The sequence below is a fragment of the Pseudomonas syringae pv. coryli str. NCPPB 4273 genome, from assembly GCF_000972175.1.
Taxonomy (GTDB): Bacteria; Pseudomonadota; Gammaproteobacteria; order Pseudomonadales; family Pseudomonadaceae; genus Aquipseudomonas; species Aquipseudomonas syringae.
The window spans coordinates 1-22,676 of sequence record NZ_AWQP01000023.1 but is presented as its reverse complement, the minus strand read 5'-3'; the positions used below and the strand labels follow the sequence as shown (position 1 = coordinate 22,676).

Annotated in this window: 16 protein-coding genes and 6 pseudogenes; 18 read left to right on the top strand and 4 right to left on the bottom strand. The window is 54.2% G+C overall.

Annotated features, from left to right (window positions below):
• Positions 1-20: 20 nt before the first annotated feature.
• Positions 21-887, bottom strand: a complete 867-nt coding sequence (locus P406_RS11640; RefSeq protein ID WP_024642961.1) for a LysR family transcriptional regulator — start codon at positions 885-887, stop codon at positions 21-23.
• A 102-nt stretch (positions 888-989) separates the two neighbouring features.
• On the opposite strand from P406_RS11640, the gene P406_RS11635 reads away from it, so the two are divergent.
• From P406_RS11635 to P406_RS11590, 10 genes and pseudogenes are all read left to right on the top strand, one after another.
• Positions 990-2,111 carry a muconate cycloisomerase family protein gene (locus P406_RS11635; RefSeq protein WP_024659596.1) on the top strand — a complete coding sequence of 374 codons (1,122 nt, stop codon included), beginning with the start codon at positions 990-992 and terminating at the stop codon, positions 2,109-2,111.
• A gap of 26 nt (positions 2,112-2,137) precedes the next feature.
• Positions 2,138-2,428 carry a muconolactone Delta-isomerase gene (gene catC / locus P406_RS11630; protein WP_024642959.1) on the top strand — a complete coding sequence of 97 codons (291 nt, stop codon included), beginning with the start codon at positions 2,138-2,140 and terminating at the stop codon, positions 2,426-2,428.
• 62 nt (positions 2,429-2,490) lie between these two features.
• A complete protein-coding gene (gene catA / locus P406_RS11625; RefSeq protein ID WP_046236272.1) occupies positions 2,491-3,396 on the top strand; it encodes a catechol 1,2-dioxygenase in 906 nt (301 codons plus the stop codon).
• 102 nt (positions 3,397-3,498) lie between these two features.
• Complete coding sequence (locus P406_RS11620; protein WP_046236252.1) at positions 3,499-4,467, top strand: AraC family transcriptional regulator; 969 nt, start codon at positions 3,499-3,501, stop codon at positions 4,465-4,467.
• A gap of 83 nt (positions 4,468-4,550) precedes the next feature.
• Entirely contained in the window at positions 4,551-5,942 is a 1,392-nt protein-coding gene (locus tag P406_RS11615; protein WP_024642956.1) for a Rieske 2Fe-2S domain-containing protein, read from the top strand.
• Positions 5,939-6,427 carry a benzoate 1,2-dioxygenase small subunit gene (gene benB / locus P406_RS11610; RefSeq protein ID WP_024642955.1) on the top strand — a complete coding sequence of 163 codons (489 nt, stop codon included), beginning with the start codon at positions 5,939-5,941 and terminating at the stop codon, positions 6,425-6,427. Before P406_RS11615 ends, benB begins: the two co-directional genes overlap by 4 nt.
• Positions 6,428-6,437: 10 nt before the next feature.
• Complete coding sequence (gene benC, locus P406_RS11605; protein WP_024642954.1) at positions 6,438-7,460, top strand: benzoate 1,2-dioxygenase electron transfer component BenC; 1,023 nt, start codon at positions 6,438-6,440, stop codon at positions 7,458-7,460.
• 10 nt (positions 7,461-7,470) lie between these two features.
• On the top strand, positions 7,471-8,232 hold the full coding sequence (locus tag P406_RS11600; protein WP_024642953.1) for a 1,6-dihydroxycyclohexa-2,4-diene-1-carboxylate dehydrogenase: 762 nt from the start codon (positions 7,471-7,473) through the stop codon (positions 8,230-8,232).
• A gap of 56 nt (positions 8,233-8,288) precedes the next feature.
• Positions 8,289-9,632, top strand: a complete 1,344-nt coding sequence (locus P406_RS11595; RefSeq protein ID WP_046236251.1) for an MFS transporter — start codon at positions 8,289-8,291, stop codon at positions 9,630-9,632.
• A gap of 71 nt (positions 9,633-9,703) precedes the next feature.
• Positions 9,704-10,948: pseudogene (locus tag P406_RS11590) on the top strand (OprD family porin).
• A 161-nt stretch (positions 10,949-11,109) separates the two neighbouring features.
• Here P406_RS11590 and P406_RS11585 read toward each other — a convergent pair.
• A pseudogene (locus P406_RS11585) lies at positions 11,110-11,442 on the bottom strand (DUF3772 domain-containing protein); the annotation flags it as partial.
• A gap of 2 nt (positions 11,443-11,444) precedes the next feature.
• Between P406_RS11585 and P406_RS29950 the strand changes: the two are divergent.
• From P406_RS29950 to P406_RS30245, 3 genes and pseudogenes are all read left to right on the top strand, one after another.
• Positions 11,445-12,338, top strand: a pseudogene (locus P406_RS29950) (acetyl-CoA C-acyltransferase); the annotation flags it as partial.
• A gap of 268 nt (positions 12,339-12,606) precedes the next feature.
• On the top strand, positions 12,607-12,996 hold the full coding sequence (locus tag P406_RS26780) for an MFS transporter (protein WP_050586788.1): 390 nt from the start codon (positions 12,607-12,609) through the stop codon (positions 12,994-12,996).
• Positions 12,997-13,414: 418 nt separating this feature from the next.
• Complete coding sequence (locus P406_RS30245; protein ID WP_370737600.1) at positions 13,415-13,807, top strand: MFS transporter; 393 nt, start codon at positions 13,415-13,417, stop codon at positions 13,805-13,807.
• 101 nt (positions 13,808-13,908) lie between these two features.
• On the opposite strand, the gene P406_RS11570 is transcribed toward P406_RS30245, so the two are convergent.
• Positions 13,909-15,204, bottom strand: coding sequence for a tyrosine-type recombinase/integrase (locus tag P406_RS11570; RefSeq protein ID WP_024642949.1), 1,296 nt, complete (start codon positions 15,202-15,204; stop codon positions 13,909-13,911).
• Between the two features lie 1,264 nt (positions 15,205-16,468).
• Here P406_RS11570 and P406_RS11565 point away from each other — a divergent pair.
• The 4 genes and pseudogenes from P406_RS11565 to P406_RS11550 form a co-directional block, all read left to right on the top strand.
• On the top strand, positions 16,469-18,322 hold the full coding sequence (locus P406_RS11565) for a TnsB C-terminal domain-containing protein (RefSeq protein WP_046236250.1): 1,854 nt from the start codon (positions 16,469-16,471) through the stop codon (positions 18,320-18,322).
• Entirely contained in the window at positions 18,322-19,170 is an 849-nt protein-coding gene (locus P406_RS11560) for a TniB family NTP-binding protein (RefSeq protein WP_046236249.1), read from the top strand. Before P406_RS11565 ends, P406_RS11560 begins: the two co-directional genes overlap by 1 nt.
• Positions 19,171-19,203: 33 nt before the next feature.
• Positions 19,204-20,295, top strand: coding sequence for a TniQ family protein (locus tag P406_RS28845; RefSeq protein ID WP_156174827.1), 1,092 nt, complete (start codon positions 19,204-19,206; stop codon positions 20,293-20,295).
• 491 nt (positions 20,296-20,786) lie between these two features.
• Positions 20,787-21,047 (top strand): annotated as a pseudogene (locus P406_RS11550) (transposase); the annotation flags it as partial.
• 261 nt (positions 21,048-21,308) lie between these two features.
• Here P406_RS11550 and P406_RS11545 read toward each other — a convergent pair.
• Positions 21,309-22,326, bottom strand: a pseudogene (locus P406_RS11545) (IS110 family RNA-guided transposase).
• 74 nt (positions 22,327-22,400) lie between these two features.
• Between P406_RS11545 and P406_RS27555 the strand changes: the two are divergent.
• Positions 22,401-22,676 (top strand): annotated as a pseudogene (locus tag P406_RS27555) (IS3 family transposase); the annotation flags it as partial.

The window sequence follows — 22,676 nt, the reverse complement described above, 5'->3', positions numbered from 1 at the left end:
CGATTCGTGTAATACCTAGTTCATCTGCTGGAAAGCAGTCGAAGACATTGCTGCAGGACAGGGGATACGTCTCCGGCCCGGTAGCTCACAACGATTGGCGAAGTGGCGCTGCTGTCCGATAGAGGCGTGTAGCCGATGTCGTCGCGATGGAGCCTTTGAACCGAGGCGGGCACCAGCGTGATGCCGATGCCTGCAGCGACCAGGCCTATGGCGGTCTGCATTTCGTTCACCGTCTGAGCCACGCGAATCCGCAGCCCCTGTGCAGCGAAGATTCCGAGCACGTGATCTGCGTAGCTGGGACGGGGTGTGCCGGGATAGAGAACAAAAGGCTCGGCCGCCAGTTGTTTAAGCGTGGCTGGCCCGGACAGTAACGGGTGGCCCGCCGGCAGGGCGGCCACCAGCGGATCCTGGCGGAGGATCTCCTGTGTGATGGTCGGGTCGTCGAGCAGCATTCTTCCGAAGCCGATATCGATGCGCCCACTTTTCAAGGCCTCCAGCTGCTGCAGGGTGATCAACTCTGACAAGCCTAGTTCCAGATCACCGAAGCCCCGTAGCTGACGGATGAGCTCAGGTAGGGCCCCGTACAGAGTCGAAGGTGCAAAACCGATCCCGAGCCAGCGTTTCTCGCCCTCCGCGACGCGTCGAGTGTCATCCCCGATACGCGTCAGCTGTTCAAGTAACTGGCTGGAGTGCTCGTGGAAAAACCGGCCGGCTTCAGTCAGCCTTAGCGGTCTGGATCGCTCCAGCAACGCTACGCCTAGCTCATCTTCAAGTTGCTGTATCTGCCGGCTCAGCGGCGGCTGAGCGATATTCAATTGCTCGGCGGCACGGGTGAAGTTCAGGGTCTGGGCCAGCACCCGGAAGTAGCGTAAATGCCGAAGTTCCACGATACCTCCAGGGTATGAAACGAGACTTAATCAATATTGGACGTTCCGCTTCACCAGCGTCAACCTCTGCTCAAGAACAAACACAACGCAGACGGAACGCTCATGACTGCTATCACCATCGAACGCTTCGATACCCAAATCGTAGACCTTCCTACTATCAGGCCGCATAAGCTGGCGATGCATACGATGCACGGCCAGACCTTGGTCATCCTCCGGATTCAATCCAGCGACGGCATCGTCGGCGTCGGTGAGGCGACTACTATCGGCGGCTTGGCGTACGCTGGTGAGAGCCCGGAAAGCATCAAGACCAACCTCGATAAATGGTTCGCCCCCCTGTTGATTGGGCAAGATGCCAGTAGCCTCAACGCTGCCATGCAACGCGTTGATCGTGCCATTCGAGGCAACACATTCGCGCGCTCAGCAGTTGAAACGGCACTGCTCGATGCACAGGGCAAACGCCTGGGTTTGCCTGTGGCGGAGGTGCTCGGCGGACGAGTGCGCGATGGCGTGGAAGTGGCTTGGACGCTGGCCAGCGGTGATACCGGCCTGGACATTGAAGAAGCTGAACGCATGTTGGATATGCGTCGCCATCGCCACTTCAAGCTGAAAATCGGTGCTGGAGAGCCAGCTCGTGACATTGCACATGTTGCCGCTATCAAGCGCGCGCTAGGCGATCGGGCCAGCGTGCGAGTCGATATAAACCAGGCGTGGAGCGAAGCTGTGGCCGTACGGGCATGTCGACGGCTGGCCGATGCTGGGGTTGAGCTCATCGAGCAGCCTTTGTCCCGCTACGATTATCCGGGCATGGTGCGTCTTAGTGCCCACAGTCCCATTCCGCTGATGGCCGATGAAGCGATCGAATCAGTCCAAGACAGCTTTGCCTTGGCACAGATGGGTGCCGCTTCGATATTCGCTTTGAAAATCGCCAAGACAGGTGGGCCTCTGGCTGTCTTGCGGACTGCCGCCATCGCCGAAGCAGCAGGTATCGGGCTGTATGGCGGCACGATGCTCGAAGGCAGTGTTGGAACGCTGGCTGCCGCTCACGCTTTTGCGACGCTGGACAAGCTTGAGTGGCATACCGAGCTCTTCGGTCCACTCTTGTTGACCGAAGATATCCTGGTCGAGCCCCCGGTTTATCGTGACTTTCAGTTGATGGTCCCACGTACGCCTGGGCTCGGCATCGAACTGGACGAACATCGTCTTTCGCGCTTTGCGCGCCGCTGATCTGCCATAAAGAGGACACCCACGACATGCTTTTCCACGTACGCATGACCGTCAAACTCCCTGCTGATATGTCAGCGGAGAGGGCCGCTCAACTCAAGGCCGACGAAAAAGAACTCGCTCAGCGTCTGCAACGCGAAGGTACCTGGCGCCATCTCTGGCGGCTTGCCGGGCTCTACGCCAACGTCAGCGTCTTTGACGTGCAGGACAACCAGGCGCTGCACGACACCTTGATGCAGCTGCCGCTGTATCCCTACATGGAAATCGAGGTCACGCCGATGTGCCGACATCCATCTTCGATCCATACCGACGACCGTTGAGTCCACCTAATTTGAAGCACTGACATCGACAATAACAATGAGTATTGATGAGGGCACAAGCCATGACCGTTCGTATCTCGCAAACCGCTGAAGTACAGCAATTCCTGGAGAAAGCATCCGGCTTCGATCAGCCAACCGGAAGCCAGCGAATGAAAACCGTCGTCCATCGTGTTTTGAATGACTCGGTCAAGATCATCGAGGATTTGCAGATCACTTCGGAGGAGTTCTGGAAGGCTGTCAGTTACCTGAATGATCTCGGCAGTCGTCAGGAAGCGGGGCTGGTAGCTGCAGGTCTGGGTCTGGAGCACTATCTGGACATGCTGATGGACGCTGAAGATGCTCAGGCCGGCCATGTCGGCGGCACCCCACGGACCATTGAAGGCCCCCTCTACGTTGCAGGTGCTCCTCTCTCGGAACACTTCGCTCGCCTGGACGACGGCCAGGATCCCGGCACCGTGTTATACATGACCGGTCAGGTGCGCGGTACTGACGGAAAGCCCTTGGCCGATGCGGTTGTCGATGTCTGGCACGCCAATACTAAAGGGACCTACTCCTATTTCGATCCTTCCCAATCCGAATTCAACCTCCGCCGCCGGATCCTGACCGATGCTGAAGGACGCTACCGCTTCCAGAGTATCGTGCCCTCGGGCTACGGCTGCTCGCCGGACGGGCCCACCCAGCAACTGCTTAACCAGTTGGGACGTCACGGCCAGCGTCCCGCGCACGTTCACTTCTTCATCTCTGCACCTGGATATCGTCACCTGACAACTCAGATCAATCTGGCGGGGGACAAGTACCTGCACGATGACTTCGCTTACGCGACCCGTGATGAGTTGATCGCTGAGATTCGTTTCAGCGACGATGCAAATGGCCCGCGCGCAGATATCGAGTTCAATTTCGTCCTTCAACCTTCTGCAGCTCCAAAAGACGAAAGTCGTCCTGAGCGCGCAAGGGCGCTGGAAGTCTGATTTACCGTTTCACCTGAAGCCACTGAGCCTCAGCAGCGACTGCTGTCGGAGGCTCAGTGGCTTCAGCCCGGCCTTGAATAAAACAACAAGAGAGGCGCGAACATGACCGTGTTACTGAGTGAGCGCAGTCAAATTTTCGACCGTGCGGATGCGTACACCGTGTCGGATTACGTCAACCAACATGTGGGCAGCCATCGCATCCGCCTGCCACCCAAAGGTCGCCCTGAAGCGAGCATCAGCCATCGTACGTTCTCCAGCCTGGACCTATGCCGCATCAGTTACGGCGCGCCGGTACGGGTTACATCTGCTGCGCTGGAAACCATCTATCATCTGCAAATTCTGCTTCAGGGACACTGCCGATCTGCCGCCCGGGGGAAGGAGCAGACATTCCGCGCTGGCGAGATTCTGCTAATCAACCCGGATGATCCAGTTGACCTGACGTACTCGGCAGACTGCGAGAAATTTATCGTCAAGGTACCGGTGAGGCTGTTGGAAAACGCTTGCCTAGAACAGCACTGGACGCTGCCGGCGCAGGGTATACGCTTCGCTGTCGAGCGCCACGAAGTGGGTGCGATGAGTGGTTTCGTCCAGTTGTTGGGATTGGTTTGTCACGAGGCCGAGAATGCGGCCCAAGGTGAGATTCAGTCTCTTTATGAGCGGATAGTCGCCAATAAGCTGTTAGCTCAGCTGACAAGCAACGTATTGAGAGTGCTACCACGACCTGATGAGAGCAGTGGTTTCGATCGCGTGCGGGAGTTCATTGAGGAACATCTGGTAGAGGACATCAGCGTCGAGCAGCTTATGGCGGTCGCCCGGGTCAGCGAGCGGTCTCTATACACGCTGTTCGAGCGACAGGTCGGGCTGTCCCCTAGAGACTATATGCGCCAGCGAAAGCTGGAACGGGTGCATGCGCAGCTGCGAGCGGCCACTGCCCGAAGCGTTACCGAAATCGCGCTGAACCACGGATTTATCCATCTGGGACGCTTCTCCGAATCCTATCGTAAGCGCTTTGGCGAGCTGCCTTCACAGACCTGGCGGCGTCACCATCAGCATGTTGCGCCAGGCGGATAGTGAATTGCAGCGAGCGGATATTGGTGCCATGGAGGAACACGTAGGGTGAGGGGCCTGATACAAGAGCAACCGAGGGCCTCCCCATGATCAGCAATCTCGACAGACTCGCCCTTCAACTCAGCGAGTCCGTGCAGGAAGATCCCGCTACCGGGGTCTTCCGCTGCCGCCGCGATATCTTCACTGACACGAAACTGTTCGCGCTGGAGATGAAGCATATTTATGAAAGTAGTTGGGTCTACCTCGCGCATGAAAGCCAGGTACCTGAGATCAACGACTACTTCACCACCTACATCGGCCGTCAGCCGGTTGTCATTACCCGCGACAAACACGGTGCGCTACACGGGCTGGTCAACGCCTGCGCACACCGTGGCGCCATGCTTTGTCGACGCAAACAGGGGAACAAAGGTTCGTTCACCTGCCCGTTCCATGGCTGGACATTCAGCAACGCCGGCAAACTGCTTAAAGTCAAAGATGCCAAGTCCGGTGCCTATCCCGATAGCTTCGATTGCGATGGCTCTCACGACCTCAAGCGTCTGGCCCGATTCGAAAACTATCGTGGCTTTCTCTTTGGCAGCCTCAGTGAGGGGGTTCCAGAGCTCAGCGATTACCTGGGCGAAACCCGGATCATCATCGATCAGATGGTCGATCAGGCGCCCGAGGGGCTGGAAGTGCTGCGTGGCAGTTCATCCTATATCTATGACGGCAACTGGAAACTGCAAATCGAGAACGGCGCCGATGGCTACCACGTCAGTTCGGTGCACTGGAATTACTCGGCAACCATGGGGCGGCGTAATTACGAGGCAGAAGGCACACGTACCGTCGACGCCAATGGTTGGTCGAAAAGCCTGGGCGGCGTCTACGCCTTCGAGCATGGCCACATCTTGCTCTGGACCCGGTTGCTCAACCCGGAAGTGCGTCCGGTGCACGCCCATCGCGCAGCGCTTGCCGAACGCCTTGGGCAAGAGCGTGCGGATTTCATCGTCGATCAGACTCGCAACCTCTGCCTCTATCCCAACGTTTACCTGATGGATCAGTTCTCGACCCAAATCCGCGTGGTGCGTCCCATCTCGGTCGACAAAACCGAAGTAACTATCTACTGCATGGCACCAAAGGGTGAAAGCGCCCAGGACCGCACAACCCGGATCCGTCAATACGAAGACTTCTTCAACGTCAGTGGGATGGGAACGCCGGATGATCTGGAAGAGTTCCGCGCTTGCCAGACCGGCTATCAGGGTGCCACGACCATGTGGAATGACCTCAGTCGCGGGGCTAAACAATGGGTCGAGGGGGCTGATGACAACGCTCGTGCCATGGGCATGAATCCCCAGCTCAGCGGTGTGAAAACCGAAGATGAAGGTCTGTTCGTTCGTCAGCATGCGTACTGGGCCGCGAGCCTGAAGCGCGCGATCGAGCTCGAACAGAAAGACCTGATCGCCACCGACCGGATTTCCCCTGACAAGAGTGAGCGCTCATGAGTATTTCCCGGGACTGCCTGCTTGCCTTTCTCTACCGTGAAGCGCGCCTGCTGGATGACCGGCAGTGGGACGAGTGGTTGGAGTGCTACTCGCCGAAAGCCGAGTTCTGGATGCCTGCGTGGGACGACCACGACACGCTAACGGACGATCCCCAGCGCGAAATTTCGCTGGTCTATTACCCCAGCCGTGACGGTCTGGAGGACCGCGTGTTTCGCATCAAGACCGAACGTTCCAGCGCCAGTACTCCTGAGCCGCGCACTGCACATTTCATTACCAACGTTGAAGTGCTCGCCCAAGACGCGGCACATGTGGAACTGCGTTTTAACTGGCAAACCCTCAGCCATCGCTACAAGACCACGGATATGTATTTTGGCACCTCGTTCTATCGCCTGGATGTCAGGGCGGCGCAACCACTGATTACGCGCAAGAAGGTGGTACTGAAAAACGACTACATCCATCAGGTCATCGATATCTATCACATCTGAGGTCAAACCCATGACGTATTCCATTGCCCTCAACTTTGAAGACGGAGTAACCCGTTTCATCGAATGCAAAGCGGGCGAGAAGGTGCTTGATGCTGCTTTTCGCCAGCGTATCAACCTGCCCATGGATTGCTCCGACGGTGTTTGCGGCACCTGCAAGTGTCGATGCGAGAGCGGTGCTTATGATCTTGGTGACGAGTACATCGAAGACGCTTTGAATGAGTCGGAAGTGCAGGAACGGCAGGTACTGACGTGCCAAATGGTGCCGGAGTCAGATTGCGTGATCGCCGTACCCGTCCCCTCCAGCGCCTGCAAGACCGGCACCAGTCAATTCACGGCCAGCGTCAGCCGGCTTACGCGCCATGCCGATGCCGCGCTGGAAGTCAGATTCGAACTGGACCAGCCGCCCGTTTTCCTGCCTGGGCAATATGTGAATATCGAAGTTCCGGGCAGCGGCCAGACGCGTTCGTATTCCTTCAGCAACCTGCCCGGCGAAAAGCACGCGAGCTTTTTGATCAAACACGTCCCCGGCGGGCTGATGAGCAGTTGGCTTGAGCGCGCCCAGACATCTGACAAAGTCGCCATGACCGGCCCCTTAGGGAGTTTTTATTTGCGAGAGGTCAGGCGGCCGTTATTGTTCCTGGCTGGCGGCACCGGCCTGGCGCCGTTCCTGTCGATGCTCGAAGTCCTTGTTGAGCGCAACGAAAAGCAAAAGGTGTCTCTGATCTACGGCGTGACCCGCGATCAGGATCTGGTAATGGTCGACGCTCTAAAAGCTTTCGCCGCACGGCTGTCCGGTTTCAGCTTCGTTACTTGCGTGGCGGATCCTGGAACCAGCCATCCCCGACAAGGCTACGTAACGCAACACATGGCAGCGGAAGTGCTCAATGGAGGCGACGTCGATGTTTACCTGTGCGGACCACCGCCGATGGTCGACGCGGTGCGCGAGTATTTCAGGGATCAGAGCGTCAGCCCGGCCAGCTTCCATTACGAGAAATTCACACCCAACGCAATCGTCACCGGCGACGCAGCCTGAGGGCACCGAAATGAACCCACGTTTCAATGACAAGGTTGCGCTGGTTACCGGCGCAGCCCAGGGCATCGGTCGGCGTGTTGCTGAGCGATTGCTGGAGGAGGGCGCCTTGCTTGTCGCCGTCGACCGCTCGGAGATCGTTCACGAAATGCAGCATGAGCGTGTGTTGACGTTGACCGCTGATCTTGAGCACCACGCGGAGTGCGCAAAGGTGATGGCCGCGACCAAAGAGCGTTTCGGACGCATAGATATCCTTATCAACAACGTCGGCGGGACCATCTGGGCCAAACCTTTCGAGCACTATGCCGAGGATGAGATCGAGGCTGAAATCCGCCGCTCTTTATTCCCCACGTTGTGGTGCTGCCACAGCGTATTGCCTTACATGCTCGAACAGCGCAGTGGTTCTATCGTCAACGTCTCCTCGATTGCCACACGCAGCGTAAACCGCGTGCCTTACGGCGCGGCCAAGGGTGGCGTCAATGCGCTCACCGCCTGCCTGGCTCTGGAGACCGCCGGCAGCGGAATTCGCGTCAACGCGACAGCGCCCGGCGGCACCGAAGCGCCGCCGCGACGGATCCCCCGCAATAGCCAACCGCAAAGCGAGCAGGAAAGTGTCTGGTATCAGCAGATCATCGAACAGACGATCGACAGCAGTTTGATGAAACGCTACGGCACCATAGATGAGCAGGCGGGCGCGATTCTTTTTCTGGCGTCAGATGAAGCTTCCTACATCACCGGCGTGACGCTGCCGGTGGGAGGTGGCGACCTAGGCTGACTCAACGGTAGTACCTGCGTATCTCACACACAACAAAAATAATGAGAGTAAATGCCATGCGGACCATCGACGTACATTCGATTATCGACGGCGCCCGTTTCGGGCCCTTCCACTGGCTAATCATGGGCTTGTGCGCCTTGATGTTGATCTTTGATGGCTATGACCTGTTCATCTACGGTGTGGTCTTGCCAGTCATCATGAAGGAGTGGGGGCTGACACCTCTACAGGCTGGCGCGCTGGGCAGTTATGCGTTGTTCGGCATGATGTTTGGCGCCCTGATATTCGGCAGTCTCGCCGATAGAATCGGCCGCAAAAAAGGCATCGCTATCTGTTTCGCTTTGTTCAGCGTGGCGACAGTTATCAATGGGTTTACCACTACGCCCAGCGAGTTCGGCGTTTGCCGTTTTATCGCCGGGCTTGGCTGCGGCGGACTAATGCCTAACGCGGTCGCATTGATGAACGAGTACGCCCCCAAACAAATGCGTAGCACCTTGGTCGCATTGATGTTCAGCGGCTATTCGCTCGGAGGTATGCTATCGGCCGGGGTTGGTATTTACATGCTGCCGCGCTTTGGCTGGCCGTCCATGTTTTTCGTCGCGACCCTTCCACTGCTGCTGCCGCTGATCCTTCACTACCTTCCGGAATCCGTCGGCTTTCTGATCAAACAAGGCCGTACCGAGCAGGCGCGGATGCTAATCAAGCGTCTGGCGCCTGAGACCGTGATCACTTCGCAAGACATCCTGCAGGTCGATGATGCCAAGGGCAAGAGCAAGGGTGCTTCAGTATTGGAGCTGTTCAGAGGAGGGCTAGGCGTAAGAACGCTATCAATCTGGGTAGCATTTTTTTGCTGTCTGCTGATGGTGTATGCGCTGAGCTCATGGCTACCCAAGCTCATGGCCGGCGCCGGTTACAGCTTGGGCTCAAGCCTTTCATTCTTGCTGGCCCTGAATTTCGGGGGCATGGCAGGCGCTATTTTGGGAGGCTGCCTTGGGGATCGTTTGAATCTGGTGAAAGTCATGATCGGATTCTTTCTTGCCGCCGCGTTATCTATCAGCTTGCTGGGTATCAAAAGCCCGATGCCCGTGCTTTACCTGCTCATATTCATCGCTGGCGCAACCACGATCGGTACCCAGATCCTCCTGTATGCCGGGACCGCGCAGCTATACGGCTTGAACATTCGCTCCACAGGCCTGGGATGGGCGTCAGGTATCGGCCGCAACGGCGCGATCGTTGGTCCGTTGCTGGGCGGTGCGCTGATGGGGATCGAGTTGCCGTTGCAACTGAACTTCCTGGCGTTCGCCATTCCTGGTGCGATCGCCGCTCTGGCGATGACTATGTTCGCCTTCAACGAATGTAGGACAGCACCAGACGCAATCCCTACGCCGCCAGCCCAGGCCTGATGTAAGCATCAAGCCCGGGCGTTCTAGTGCCGGGCTGATAGCTGTCGATAACAATAAATAAGAGCGACGACATGAATCAGCAGACCATACAGCGTCTATGGCTTTCAGTCCCGGGCGTTCCATTTGCCGCTTCAAGGATAGATAAGGGCTTTGTCGAGGAATCCACCGCCACCCAGCAGGCGCGTAACTATTATTTCAGTCGCGACTACTCCGAGATCAAAGGCACTAATCCGCAATCCAGAGCAGAGGAATGGGGACAGAGTTTTATTCTAACGTTATACAGCAGGGCCAGTAGGCTTTGGCGTTGATGCGCTCGGGATGGCGGGCTTGAAGCTCGACAGCAGCCCCGACCGGGTTAATACCGGTTTGTTGCCGATCAACAGCGATGGTCGTGCGGCCGATGATTACAGCCGTCTCGGGATAACTCTTAAAGCAAAGGTTTCAAAAACCGAACTCAAGGTTGGAGAGTTGCAGCCCAATCTTCCGGTGCTGACCTTCAGCGACATTCGTTTGCTGCCGCCGAGCTATCAGGGCGTGAGCGTAAGTTCCAGTGAGATAAGTGGCATTAACATGCAGGCAGGTCACCTGACCACGACCAGCCTGCGCAACGAAGCCGGGGACGAAAAAATGGTTGCCATGCTTGGGCATGTGCCGCAACGACAGGCCGACAGCGATGCTTTTGACTACCTTGGCGGCGAGTACAGCTTTAACAGGAAACAGACCAGCATCAACCTTTAGCACAGCCGGCTGACCGACATCTATTCGCAGACCTTCATTGGTCTCAAGCACAGTCAGCCACTTGGCGACTGGGTTCTAGGTGCCAGCCTCGGTTACTTCGACTCCAGCGAGAACGGGAGTGAAAAGCTGGGGAGGATTGATAACCAGGCATTCTTCTCACTGCTGTCGGCCAAGCGTGGAGGTCACACCTTGTACGCAGGCTACCAGGCAATTTACGGCGATAGTGCATTTCCAAGCGTATTCGCCAATATTACCCCGCTGGGTAACGAAGTGCCGACTTACGAGTTTGCATACACCGACGAGCGTTCCTGGCAGCCCGCTATGACTATGACTTTGCAGCGATGGGCATTGCTGGTCTCACAACGACGGTCCGTTATATCGCGGGCAACAATGTCACTACGGGTGCCGGTTACGAAGGTCGAGAACCCGAACGGGACCTGGACATTGGCTATGCATTTCGAAGCGGAACCTTGAGCGGACTGGGTGTACGGCTGCGAAACGTCATGGCGCGGTCGAACTATCGCAGCGACATCGATGAAAACAGGCTGATTCTGACCTACACCTGGTGGCTCCTGTGAGCCGGCCGGCTGGCCAATACCCGTCATGGCAGGTGCCTATGATCTGATACGTGGCATTAGCTTCTGCGACCATTTATTTACCTGGAGTTTTTGATCGACCCGGGGCCAGAGCAGGTGCCTGCATCACCTGTTCTGGCCATTAGCCCTAGTCGAAGCTGTCCCTACCGTTCGGAGTGCTCTTTGTCCATCGTTTCATTGAGCAGCACTATGCTCGGCTGCGTAGACAGTGTAATGCCCAGTTCCCGCCGGCGACCCAGAATAGTAAACAGCAGGTCGCTTCTCGCTCCCCCCACAGAGCGTGGACTGTTAACGTAACCGCTGACGCTGATGATCAAACCTGAGTTGGTCAGGTCCTTGAACGAAACCGATGGAGGTGAAATGTCGAGGATGGCCTCGTGCTCGCTGAAGGCCTGAATCAGTAGTTCGCGTATCTTCAGTACATCTGTGTCCAGTGGAAGGGTCAATGTAACTCCGACGACCCCCAGCGCATTGCCATGGTGTGCCCGCAATGACCTTGAACAAGGTACGCGGATCGGGTTTGAAGGCAGCGCATCTCGCCGCCCAGGCTATCCGTTGCGGCGATGCGGACATCATCATAGCGGGCGGGCGGGCGGGAAAGCATGAGCCTGGCAGGGTATGTACTACCTGGGGCGCGTAACGCGTTCAATGACTATCACATGGGCGTAACGGCTGAAAACATGGTCGAGAAATATGGCTTTAGCCGAGAAGATCAGGACGCCTTCGCCGCCGCCTCCCAACACAAGGCTACTGAAGCAATCGAATCGCGGCGGTTTCGCAGCGAGATTGTCCCCGTCAGTGTGCCACAGCGTAAAGGCGACCCAGTGCAATTCATCGACGATAAGCAACCGCGTCCCGGCACTACGGTCGAGGCGCTAGCCAAACTCAAGCCTGCCTTCAAAAAGGAGGGCACTGTTACTGCAGGAAATGCCTCGTCCCTCAACGATGGCGCCGCGGCCGTCATGCTTATGAGCGCTGAGAGAGCCGCTGCCCTGAGAGTCCCGGTGCTGCAGGCATAGCTGGCTACGCAAATGCCGGGGTAGACCCGGCTATGATGGGCATCGGGCCAGTAGCTGCGACGCGACGGTGCCTGGGCAAAGCGGGATGGGCGCTCCGCGATGTGGACTTGTTCGAGGCCAATGAAGCATTTGCCGCCCGAGCTTTAGCGGTCTCTGTAGAGCTAGGCTGGGACATGCAGAAGGTTAATGTAAATGGCGGTGCAATTGCTCTGGGCCACCCGATCGGTGCCTCTGGCTGTCGTGTACTGGTCACGCTCCTGCATGAAATGATCCGCCGGGACGTGAAAAAAGGCCTTGCAACGCTTTGTATTGGCGGCGGCCAAGGGGTGGCTTTAGCCATCGACCGGCCATAAGTCGGGGCTGCTTCTCTCTGGATTGCCAGGTTCGTGGTCATGGCTGATACGAAAGAGCTCAGCCATGGCGGCGCTGACATGGCGCAACCGTCCTGATCCATAGGCTCTTGTTATGGGGCAGTGCGTAGTCAGTCACGCATGACTGGCCATTTGTACGTGATGCCTTGTGGGTATCGACATCCATACAAAATGTATTTCGACCTGTCGTGCAATTTTCTTATAGTTTCCAGGCGTACCAATAGTCCCAATACACGCTGAGGGTGCCGCCTTGGATGCCGCAATACCCCCCCGCGCGCTGATTGACCAGCGCCCGCTTGTCGCACTGCGAGTGCGTGTGCTTGCACTTTGCTTTTTTGTCGCACTATTCGATGGTTTCGACACCCCGGCCATCGCTTATACCGGCCCTGCTATGCTCGCGAATTTCTCTCTGGCCCCCACGGCGTTGGTTCCAAAAATGACAGCCGGGGTGATCGGTATGGCACTAGGCGCGATGCTCTTGGGCACGCTGGCAGACCGTTTCGGTCGTCGGCCGGTGGTAGTTGGAGCAGTCGTGTGGTTCAGTCTGACCATTCTGGTCACCGCTTGGACCTGCGACCTTAATCCATCCTCGTCCTACGTTTCATTGCCGGACTGGGCATGGGCGGAGCAACGCCGGTAATGCTTGCTCTTGTGAGCGAGTACGTACCTACTTGCCATCGAGGCGCCGCGCCGTCACCGGCATCCTGCTAGTCTTGCCCGCAGGGGCGATGCTTGGCGGCCTTCTTGCTTCGCGCGCGTTACCTCTTATCGGTTGGGAAGGAACTCTCATCGTCGGTGGGCTGACACCTGCAATGCTGGTTTAAGTCTTGCTGTTCGGATTACCCGAGTCGACGCAGTACCTGATCACTCGCAAGGGCGCCTCCCAAGCGGCCGACCAAGTTGGACGTCTTCTCGGCATTGAACGAGATTGCGCCGCCGCGCTTGTGGTTGACGAGCCTGTCGAGCGCGGCGCTGTCGGCGTGTTATTGGCGCCTACATTACGTCGAATCACCCTAGCGATCTGGGCGACGTACCTGTTCAATTGGGTAGCGTGGTTCATGTTGTTATCCTGGTTGCCGCCCGTGCTTAAACAACTGCGCCTGAGCGCTATCCAGGCCCCAATTGCTACGGTAACAGTGAACGCTGCCTTCATCGTTTTCGCCTTACCGCTGTCGATCCTCTTGCCCCGTGTGAGCCTGCGCCGGGTATTGTTGTGGCTACTGGCTGTCGGCATGGTGGCACGCCTTGGGCTGAGTTACGCGGGGAGTCACTGGCAACTGGTCTTTGTCTGCGTCGCTCTGGCTGGCGTGGGCGTAGGAGGGCAGCAGCTGGCGCTGAATTATCTGGTCGTTTCGGCGTACTCCACGGCACTGAGAGCAACTGCTACCGGCTGGGCGATCGGCATGGGCCGCGTGGGTGCCATCATGGGTTCACCTAGCAGTAGTCGTTGATCTGTTCGCCCGCAAAGTCGTGGGCTGGGGGTTTATCTGACCAACGATGCCAACTTGGTTAGCAAGGCGCTGAGAGATTCTCTGAGCGCCAGCGTATGGCCTCAGCGCTCTTTCATCGGCAGGCGCTTTACCGAATACGCCCGTTTCTCATCTTCTGAGTTGTAGTAGACGTTCTGCGTAGTACTGAGGCTGTTATGGCGCAGATCCACCTGGAGATCCTTCATGTCCCGATGCGGCGCATCGAAGGTCGCCGAGGTGTGCCGCAACCAGTGCAGTGAGGCGGCGCGCAAGCGGCCGACGTCTTCATCCGGCCAGCCTTCGTCCTGCATGCGTGCCAGTGCCCGATCGAACACTTCTTGAAGCAGCACACGAATATGCCGATCAGAGAGCCCGGCGCGGCCACGCTGAGTTGCGATCAGCGGCGTGGTTTCGCGGAAACCGGGCAGGGGGGCCAGTCCCTGATGCAGCCGCCAGCGCTTCAGATAATTCTCGACATAATCGTCGCGCACGCTGATCTTGCCGGCCTTGTTGCCTTTGCCCACCACGTGATACCACCAGTTGCCCGCGCTGTCCTTTCGCAAATCGCCCATTGTCGGTTGCCAGTTATCACGCCCGACAAGGTCGGAAACCCGTAAATACATAGCGAATATCGTTGCCACAATGAACAGCGTGCGTTCATATCGAGGGTCCTCAGCAGCCAGATTCTCTGCAGTCTCCAGCACAAAGTCCCACTGCAATGAAGTTAGAATCCGAGTGTCTTGGTCATCGGTGTTGCGCTGTTTGTACTTGCTCTTCTGCTTGACTGCCCGAAACGGATTTTGCTCACAGAATCCTTCGTCGATCGAATGCTGGAAGAAACTGCCGCACACCGCAAAGATCTGCGCGATGGAGCCTTGGGCAAGCTTGTAGGCGTCAGGCAGAGCGGGGCGGTTCCGCTCCTTGGCGCGCTTGCGTTCTTCCTTGGAGACTGTCTGATTGAACGGCCGCCAATCGGGGTTTACCACGTACGTATCGGTCGCGGTTTTCTTGCGCGCACCGACGCGGTTGAAGCGGGATTTGACCACTGGCCCGACCCAGACGGGATCCGGCGCCAGGCAGAATTCCATGAAGCTTTCAGCATGTGTGCGTCGCATTTCCAGCAAAGGGATTCGCGCCTTGAGCAGCGTCCACAGCAGCAGGCGCTCGACGTGGGTACGATAAGAGTTGAACGTAGCCTCGTTGCCCGCGTAAGACTTCAGGAAACTGCGAACGGAGCGGTAGCCGTCGAGCGCCTGGATGTGCTCTGGAAACTGCCCGAGATACTGGGTGACGGCAGAACTTTCTTCTTTTAGAGAACTGAAATTGAGCTCGCCAAATCGCGCATAGGTTTCAAACAGCGGATGTGGCATGGAAGGCACAAGCATAAAATTAGTTTGAGCAGGCAGATGAAAGGACTGACATGATCCTAGCAAACACCGGGCTATGCAATATCCGGGTCTGGGGATTATCGGATATTGCACAGATCAAATCGCCCTCCTAGAGATCCTGCACATTGATCGGCTCTACTTTGCCGGCCAAGCACGCCGACGCTTTCATCCGACTGACCATTCCCCACTTTGCATCACGTATTTCCCGGTGGGGGATACCCCGCGGCGGCGGTGGATGAGCATCCCGGAGAGCCGGTCATCGCCCACTTAGACTGCGATCTGGTTGATCTGTGGGTTGGACGATGTATGGATTACCACACGTTAGTGACACCATCGGCAAACTTGGAATGCGCCAGCATCGCAACCTCGAGACTACTGGCCAGATTGAGCTTGGGGGCGACAGGGGGCGTTTGCACGTAGCGGCGATGCGATTGAGATTTCGATAGGCGCCACCGCGGCACGCTGTAGTAAACCGCGGTGGATTAAGCCGCACAGATGCATATTGGCTGCAGAGATCAGAGTAATTAGTCCACGAATTAATGACCAAATGGGCAAATCACCGTCAAACCGTTTGCCTTTGGTATCGGCTGGCAGCTTCAGGAAACGCCAGGAAAACCTTGTTAAACAGGAAGTTCCTGCTATGCAGGCTAAGAGTCATGGTCACTATTCGGTGGCCTTGGCAGAGCGCCATGATCGTTATTCAATGGAATTCTCCTCAAATTAGGCGCTTTTTCCGGTGATAAACGACCGTGGCGCTAACCTGAGCCCGAACGGTTTGCTTCAGAAACGAGGTTTCACAGATTCAGACGTGGAATGTAAGCCAGAGGAATCAACGGGTTTACGTTGAAAATGGTGAAGCGCCATGGTTATTAATCGCTGGAGTTCACCGGGGCTTGGATCGTTAATCGGTGGAAAAGCCCTGCATTAGGGAATTCACCGACATCCTAGCACAGGATTCCGGCGATTAACGCCCAAATCTGGAATACGCATTTTTGCACAAGCTGTATTTGTCTAGCAGAATCAACGGCTTATTACCTGACGGCAGCTGTCCATTAATAAATGACCGGCGACATAAACGGTAATTTAGTTTAGTTGTGAGGATTTTTCAAAGATTATAAAGCGCTAAGTCTTTGATATATATAACCATTATCATTAGAATTTTTTAAAAGGTAATATTCTCTCCGCTCGTTCTGCGTTTTTCTACTTTTTGACTACTCTTAAGTCAACTCACATACGGCAGAGTCGCAGGTGGACTATGAAGCGTACAGAGATCCACGCAGGGTTAACGGTTCTGTATGAGGGGCAATTGGCTACGATAACCAAATGTCTCGAGAATTCCCACGTTGAGCTTTTAAGACGATTTGATGGGCATTCGTTACGCGTGCCTCTCCATGATGTAAATTTGCTTCCAAGCACTGACGCATCGGGCGAGCCACTATTTGATGCTAAAACGTTGTTAAGCTTAGATGAAGCTACTCCTTTAGAGATACAGTTCGCGGCCGAGCGTTATGAGCTTATAGCGCAGTTTATTGCTGGCAAGCTCACGAAGGCTGAAATATGTGCGCGCCTAGAGATAAGCATGCCAAGATTTTACCAGCTTTTGAAATTGTATGACCCGGAAATTGGCGTGGTTTGCATGCTTAGACGCAAGCGTGGCCGTAAAGCTGGTGTCCTTTATATCTCTGAGCAGATTGAAAAAATATTAACCACCGTGTTTAAAAGAAGGAGAGTTGGCAGAAAGATCACGCCAGCTAAAGCCTATCAAGAAATATGTATCGAGTGCGATAGGATAGGAATACCTCCGCCGAGTAAAAGCTTGGTATCAGCTCGAATTAAATCTCTGTCACCTAGGGAGGCTTGCGCGCTCCAATACGGAGCTGAAGCGGCTAATCAGCAGTTCGGGGCCAAGCCTGGCAAGCGCACTGTGGTCAAGCCTCTAGAAGTTGCACAAGCAGATCATACCCTTATCGACATAATACTCTGTGACCATAAAACGCGCAAACCGATTGGCAGGCCATGGCTAACCGTAATCATCGATACATATAGCCGTGTGTTGCTGGGTTACTATATAGGTTTTAACGCTCCTTCCTCGATATCAATAGCAACAGCTCTATGTCATGCAGCATTCCAAAAAAATCACTTTATGAATAGTCTTGGCCTAGATCCAGAGCATTACCCATTTTTTGGTCTGCCAAGCATACTGCATATGGATAATGCTAAGGAATTTAGAAGTGCAAAATTGGAACGGGCTTGTGCTATACATGATGTTAAAACAGAATTTAGGCCTTTAGGAAGAAAACATTACGGGGGGACCGTGGAGCGTTTTATAGGCACCATGATGACGAGCAAGGTGCATTTTCTGCCGGGCACTACTTTTTCTAATACACAAAAGAGAAAAGGGTATAATAGTGAAAAAGCGTCTGCTTTGTCCTTAAAAGAGTTCTATAAGTGGTTTGCGCTTGAAGTTGTTATGTATCATTCAACTCCGCATAGAGGATTGGATAAGGGACGCAAGAGTCCAAAAGATGTGTGGTTGGAATACTACAGCTCCGGCGATGTTGTTAAGTATCCTCCTATCTTGCAAGATCCACTAAGATTTAGGTTGGATTTCTTGCCGGAAGTTCGTCGAGCAATTACGACCAGAGGAGTTGAGTTTAATACTGAATATTATTGGTCTGCTGGTTTGTCGCCTTATATTGGTCTTAAGCAGCAGCTTGTAAAATATGACCCTCTTTCTATTGCTTCAGTATGGGTTTGGCTTGGAGGAAACTATGTAAAAGCGAGTTTCAGTGACGTAACTAAGGCAGATAGCACGTTGGAGGAGTCCAAGATCTCGAGATATCGGCTGGACAAAGAAGGTTCTGCAGGTTCTGCAGGTTCTGCATTTGTTTTTGGCCTGAAAAACCAGGCAGATACTTTGGTGAAAACGGGAATATCTGAAACGAAGCGCGCCAGAAAGAAAGAAGCGGCTACTGCGGAATACAAAGAATACCTTCAAACTCTCGATGATTCTGAGGAGGATCAATACAAAATTGGCAGAATCGCCGTCCAAATCGACGACATAGATTACTCTCGAAAGCCCAAACCATTTTCTAGTGAGGATTTATAATGGATGCTTGCCATGTTAAGGAGGCTAAAAGACACTTACTTAAGCTGTCGTCAGCTGAGAGGGTGCGAATTGTCCATCAGGATATTTGGATTGACTACCCTCAATCAAAAATAGCGTTAAACATGATAAGGAATTTAGTCCAATCTCCTCGGCAGTTACTCGCGCCTTGTCTGCTTATCTGCGGGGAAGGTGGTGTAGGCAAGACCAGTATCATACGTCAGCTGAAAATGCAGTCCCGTAATTGGGAAGAGAAAATAGTATACATTGCGCTGAATGACAATCCACACAACCTTCATTTCCGAGATCTCTTGCTTTCGGCAATGAGTGTGCCCACTGCTGGACGTGGTAAATCCAAAAGAATTTTCCCCGACGAGCTAGTGCAGTGGATAGTTTTTCAAAATATAAGGGCAATAGTGATAGACGAGCTCCACGACGCGTTAATCACTCTGAGAAACGAACAATTGAAGTTTCTTTCACTTTTAAAAGGGCTGTCCGGGGAACCTTGGCAATTATCTGTTATAGGCGTTGGGACGGCTTTAGCGAAAAATGCGCTGATGCATGATACGCAGTTAGCTCGCCGGTATTTTATTCACGACATACCCCGCTGGAGCGAGTCTGAGAGTTTCAGGCAGTTCCTGGCCTCTTTAGAAGAAAACCTTCCACTAAAACTGCCATCTCAGCTTTATTCTGAAGAGATAGTTAAGTTTCTCCTCTCAAACTCTAATGGTGTTATGGATAATGTACTCAAACTCATTAGGTATGGGGCCATAAATGCGATAACAAGTGGAAGGGAGCTCATTACTGTTGACGGAATGCGCGCCGCCATGAGAAATCCTTGGAATTTCTAGGGTGCATAAATCCAGCTGCGTTTGAGGTGGTTTATGAAAATAAGGGGCTGGCCTCGGGCGCATGATGATGAGTCCTTCACATCATGGTTGTGGCGATGCGGTCTAAATGCATCCTGTAGAGAAATTACTGAGAAAGATGTTGCGGATTACTGCGAGTATGGCTACGGGACTAGCCCCCTTAACAGCAGGTTTTTTGATCCGGACTTCGATTTTGAAAGTGTGGTAACTAAGTCGTTTTGTGAAAAGTTTGGGTTGCCCATCAAGATCGTGGCTTATTTTTTTACCCCAGCGTGCCATATGGTTATCGATTATGTGCATCGCCGCAACTACTGCCCGAAGTGCATAGATGATGATCTAAGATTACATCGATTTCCGTCTTGGAAAAAATCATGGAGCTATAGCTTCGTCGCATGCTGTAAAGTCCATAACCTCCTTTTAGTGCCCTTGAGCAGTGAATATTTTGCAGACAGCAATAAATCCTGGTGGGCGTTTACTGAAATCAGTAATGGCGTGCATTGCCGTTTTTCATGCACTCGTGGTCATGGGGGTATTCGAAATGAGCTGCTACCAACAAAGATTACTTTAGCTGCTCAAGCTTGGATTGAGTTACGATTGAAGGAAAAAGCCAGAATAATAGAGTTTAATTTTTCTTCTTCCGCAGAGCGCCTACTCAGAGCATACGAGACTCTACTGACAATATTTTTGCGCGCGAGAAACACTAAAAGATGCGCCGGAGCCGCGAGAGAAGTCATGAATCACGGATCTGACACTATAAATTATGATTTATACACATACGAGGAGTGTCTAGCCTTTGGTATTTCCAGTGCTGTTCCATATCATCGGATGATCGCACTGCTAATGGTTGCTGAACTATTTAGCTTGCTGAGTGGTGGCGATCTAGATGAGTTGAAAAAAGTCTCTAAACTTTCATGCTGCTTATGGGCTTCAGCTGATTACGAACTAAAAAGTTATAAGGGGTTTTATGTAATAGATGACTATAAAGCATTTCTGTCATTGTTTGAGGGCTTTCCCGTGCATATTTACGATCGCTGCAAGGTTGCCTTGTGTGACGCCGAAACCTTCGCGTACCGTTATTTCAATATTATGGGGCCTCCGCGGAAATAGTTAAAGTTGGGCGCGCCGCCAGCTCACTAAGTTAGCCTATGTTGTTTGCATAGCGAAAACAGGCTTTCCGTGTTTACATTCGAAATAGTTTATAATGATTTGGTATCCAAGCCGTTATTAGAATTCCAAGCCGCGAATCCGCGTTGCATCGAGTGTATGCATCAACGGGAAAAAACGTCTTGAGCGCAGCGGTCTTGGAAGTAGTGCCCTGATGCTGACGGTCGCCCTTGCTGCAGGGGAGATTCAGCGTTATTCCTGTGCCAGCCTCAACTTGGATATTTTCCATGCGCAGATGAGCTAGTTCGTCGCCGCGACCCCCCGCTATAAACCGATCAATATCAGCGCAATATCCCGCCGATACCGCATGACGGTTTTATATAATTTCTATCCGCTGCGATTAATGCTTCGCCTCCAGCCAGCCGACGGCTTGTAGTGGTCTAATGATCCCGGACACTCATTTAGGCGAGAATATCGCCAGATAGAGGTGTCTGATGACCAAACAACGCCGTATCTTCTCTGCTGAATTCAAACGTGAGGCCGCAGGCCTCGTGCTCGATCAGGGCTATAGCCACATTGAGGCCTCCCGCTCGCTAGGGGTGGTCGAGTCTGCGCTGCGTCGCTGGGTGAGCCAGCTCCAGCAGGAGCGCAATGGCGTAACGCCTCAGAGCAAAGCCCTGACGCCGGAGCAGCAGAAAATTCAGGAGCTGGAAGCGCGGATCGCTCGTCTTGAGCGGGAGAAATCCATTTTAAAAAATCTATGGTCACCCCCTTTTTTGCAATGCTGATTCATGGGCGAAGTAGTTGGCTTGCTTAAATCTATCCGGCGTCTATTGGATGATTCACCCGCGCCATGATGAGAGTCGCGCCTAACGATCCTGAAAAGGCTAACGGCTTCTTGCTGAGCCAATTTTTAAAACAGGTTCTTCGTCAGGCCGATAGGCCGTTTACGTCATCCACTATTCAGCTATCGCAAAACCTGAAAGGTAAATCGTGGTACATCAACAACTGCCGAATCAGGCGCCTGGCCCTGCTTCGTACTGCGTATGGTGCGCGGCTATCGCCCAAGCGATTCGCGCCAGCTTGTTAGCCAAGGCACAGGCCACAACATTGGAGTGGCGTCGACTCAGCAATGAACGAACCCAGTCGGCCAAGGCTCCTTTCTGGTGATCGAGTCTCTGCATGTAGACCCTGGAACATTGCACGAGCAACTGTCGAAGGTGCTTGTCGCCGCGTTTACTGATCCCTAGTAAGTTGGCCTTGCCGCCGGTGCTGTATTGCTTAGGGTACCAATCCCACTGATGCGGCAAAGTCCCGGCTGCATCGGTACTGCTTGCCATCGCCCATCTCCACAGCTAGAAGGCTGGCGGTGATCGGGCCTACACATGGAATGCTCAGCAAACGGCTACCTAAATCATCATCGGCCACTTGGCATGCCAGCTCTTTATCCATTGCCTTGATTTGCTCATCCAGATAGATGAGGTGATTGTGCAAACGCTGCAGCAGCATTGTCAGACGAACCGGAAGTTCATGCTCAGCCAAAACAACCGCCAGACGCTTCATGATGTTCAAACCTCTGGGCAGGCTGACGCCAAATTCCAATAGAAAACCGTGCATCTGATTAGCGGTTCTGGTGCGATCACGCACCAACGATTCGCGCATCCGATGGAGTACAGAAAGGGTTTGCTGGGATTCAGTCTTGGGCGTAACGAAACGCATCGAAGGACGAGACGCGGCTTCACAAATCGCCTCAGCGTCGACAAAGTCGTTTTTGTTGCCCTTGACGAAGGGCTTAACGAACTGCGGGGAAATCAGCTTGGCCGTGTGTCCAATTGCCGCCAACTGACGAGCAACACAGTGCGACCCCGCACAGGCCTCCATTGCCACGACACAGCTCTGCGAGCTAGCGAAAAATTGCATCATTTGCGCCCGTGAACATTTTTTGCGAAATACCTCCCGGCCTAACTTATCCTGGCCGTGCAGATGGAATGTATGTTTACCGATATCAATACCTATCAGCGCTGGCTCGCTCATGATGATGTCCTCCGAAAATAAAGCACCCTGCTAAAGCTTAGCCCTCGCAGGGTGTGGGGGTGACCATCTCATTAGGCTACCGCTCTCTTGATGTCGGAAGAACACGAGCGCTTGCGCTGATCGATCAGCTAGCTGCCCATGAGCCGATCGAATTGCTGTGCGAGGTGTTCGAGACACCTCGCTCGTGCTACTACGACCATTGCCAGCGGCGTCGGGCTCCAGACGCCGAGCGGGTTCGTCTGCTCAGTCGAGTCAATGAGCTATTCGGGCAAAGTCGAAGCGCTGCTGGCAGCCGCAGTATCGTTTCGGTATTGCAGGAAGATGGCGAGCAAATTGGTCGGTTCAAGGTA

Coding starts and splice junctions, on each gene's coding strand:
- catA (WP_046236272.1), top strand. CDS start 2,491: ATGACCGTTCGTATCTCGCAAACCGCTGAAGTACAGCAATTCCTGGAG.
- P406_RS11600 (WP_024642953.1), top strand. CDS start 7,471: ATGAACCCACGTTTCAATGACAAGGTTGCGCTGGTTACCGGCGCAGCC.
- benC (WP_024642954.1), top strand. CDS start 6,438: ATGACGTATTCCATTGCCCTCAACTTTGAAGACGGAGTAACCCGTTTC.
- benB (WP_024642955.1), top strand. CDS start 5,939: ATGAGTATTTCCCGGGACTGCCTGCTTGCCTTTCTCTACCGTGAAGCG.
- catC (WP_024642959.1), top strand. CDS start 2,138: ATGCTTTTCCACGTACGCATGACCGTCAAACTCCCTGCTGATATGTCA.
- P406_RS11595 (WP_046236251.1), top strand. CDS start 8,289: ATGCGGACCATCGACGTACATTCGATTATCGACGGCGCCCGTTTCGGG.
- P406_RS11635 (WP_024659596.1), top strand. CDS start 990: ATGACTGCTATCACCATCGAACGCTTCGATACCCAAATCGTAGACCTT.
- P406_RS11620 (WP_046236252.1), top strand. CDS start 3,499: ATGACCGTGTTACTGAGTGAGCGCAGTCAAATTTTCGACCGTGCGGAT.
- P406_RS30245 (WP_370737600.1), top strand. CDS start 13,415: ATGTTGTTATCCTGGTTGCCGCCCGTGCTTAAACAACTGCGCCTGAGC.
- P406_RS11565 (WP_046236250.1), top strand. CDS start 16,469: ATGAAGCGTACAGAGATCCACGCAGGGTTAACGGTTCTGTATGAGGGG.
- P406_RS28845 (WP_156174827.1), top strand. CDS start 19,204: ATGAAAATAAGGGGCTGGCCTCGGGCGCATGATGATGAGTCCTTCACA.
- P406_RS11615 (WP_024642956.1), top strand. CDS start 4,551: ATGATCAGCAATCTCGACAGACTCGCCCTTCAACTCAGCGAGTCCGTG.
- P406_RS11560 (WP_046236249.1), top strand. CDS start 18,322: ATGGATGCTTGCCATGTTAAGGAGGCTAAAAGACACTTACTTAAGCTG.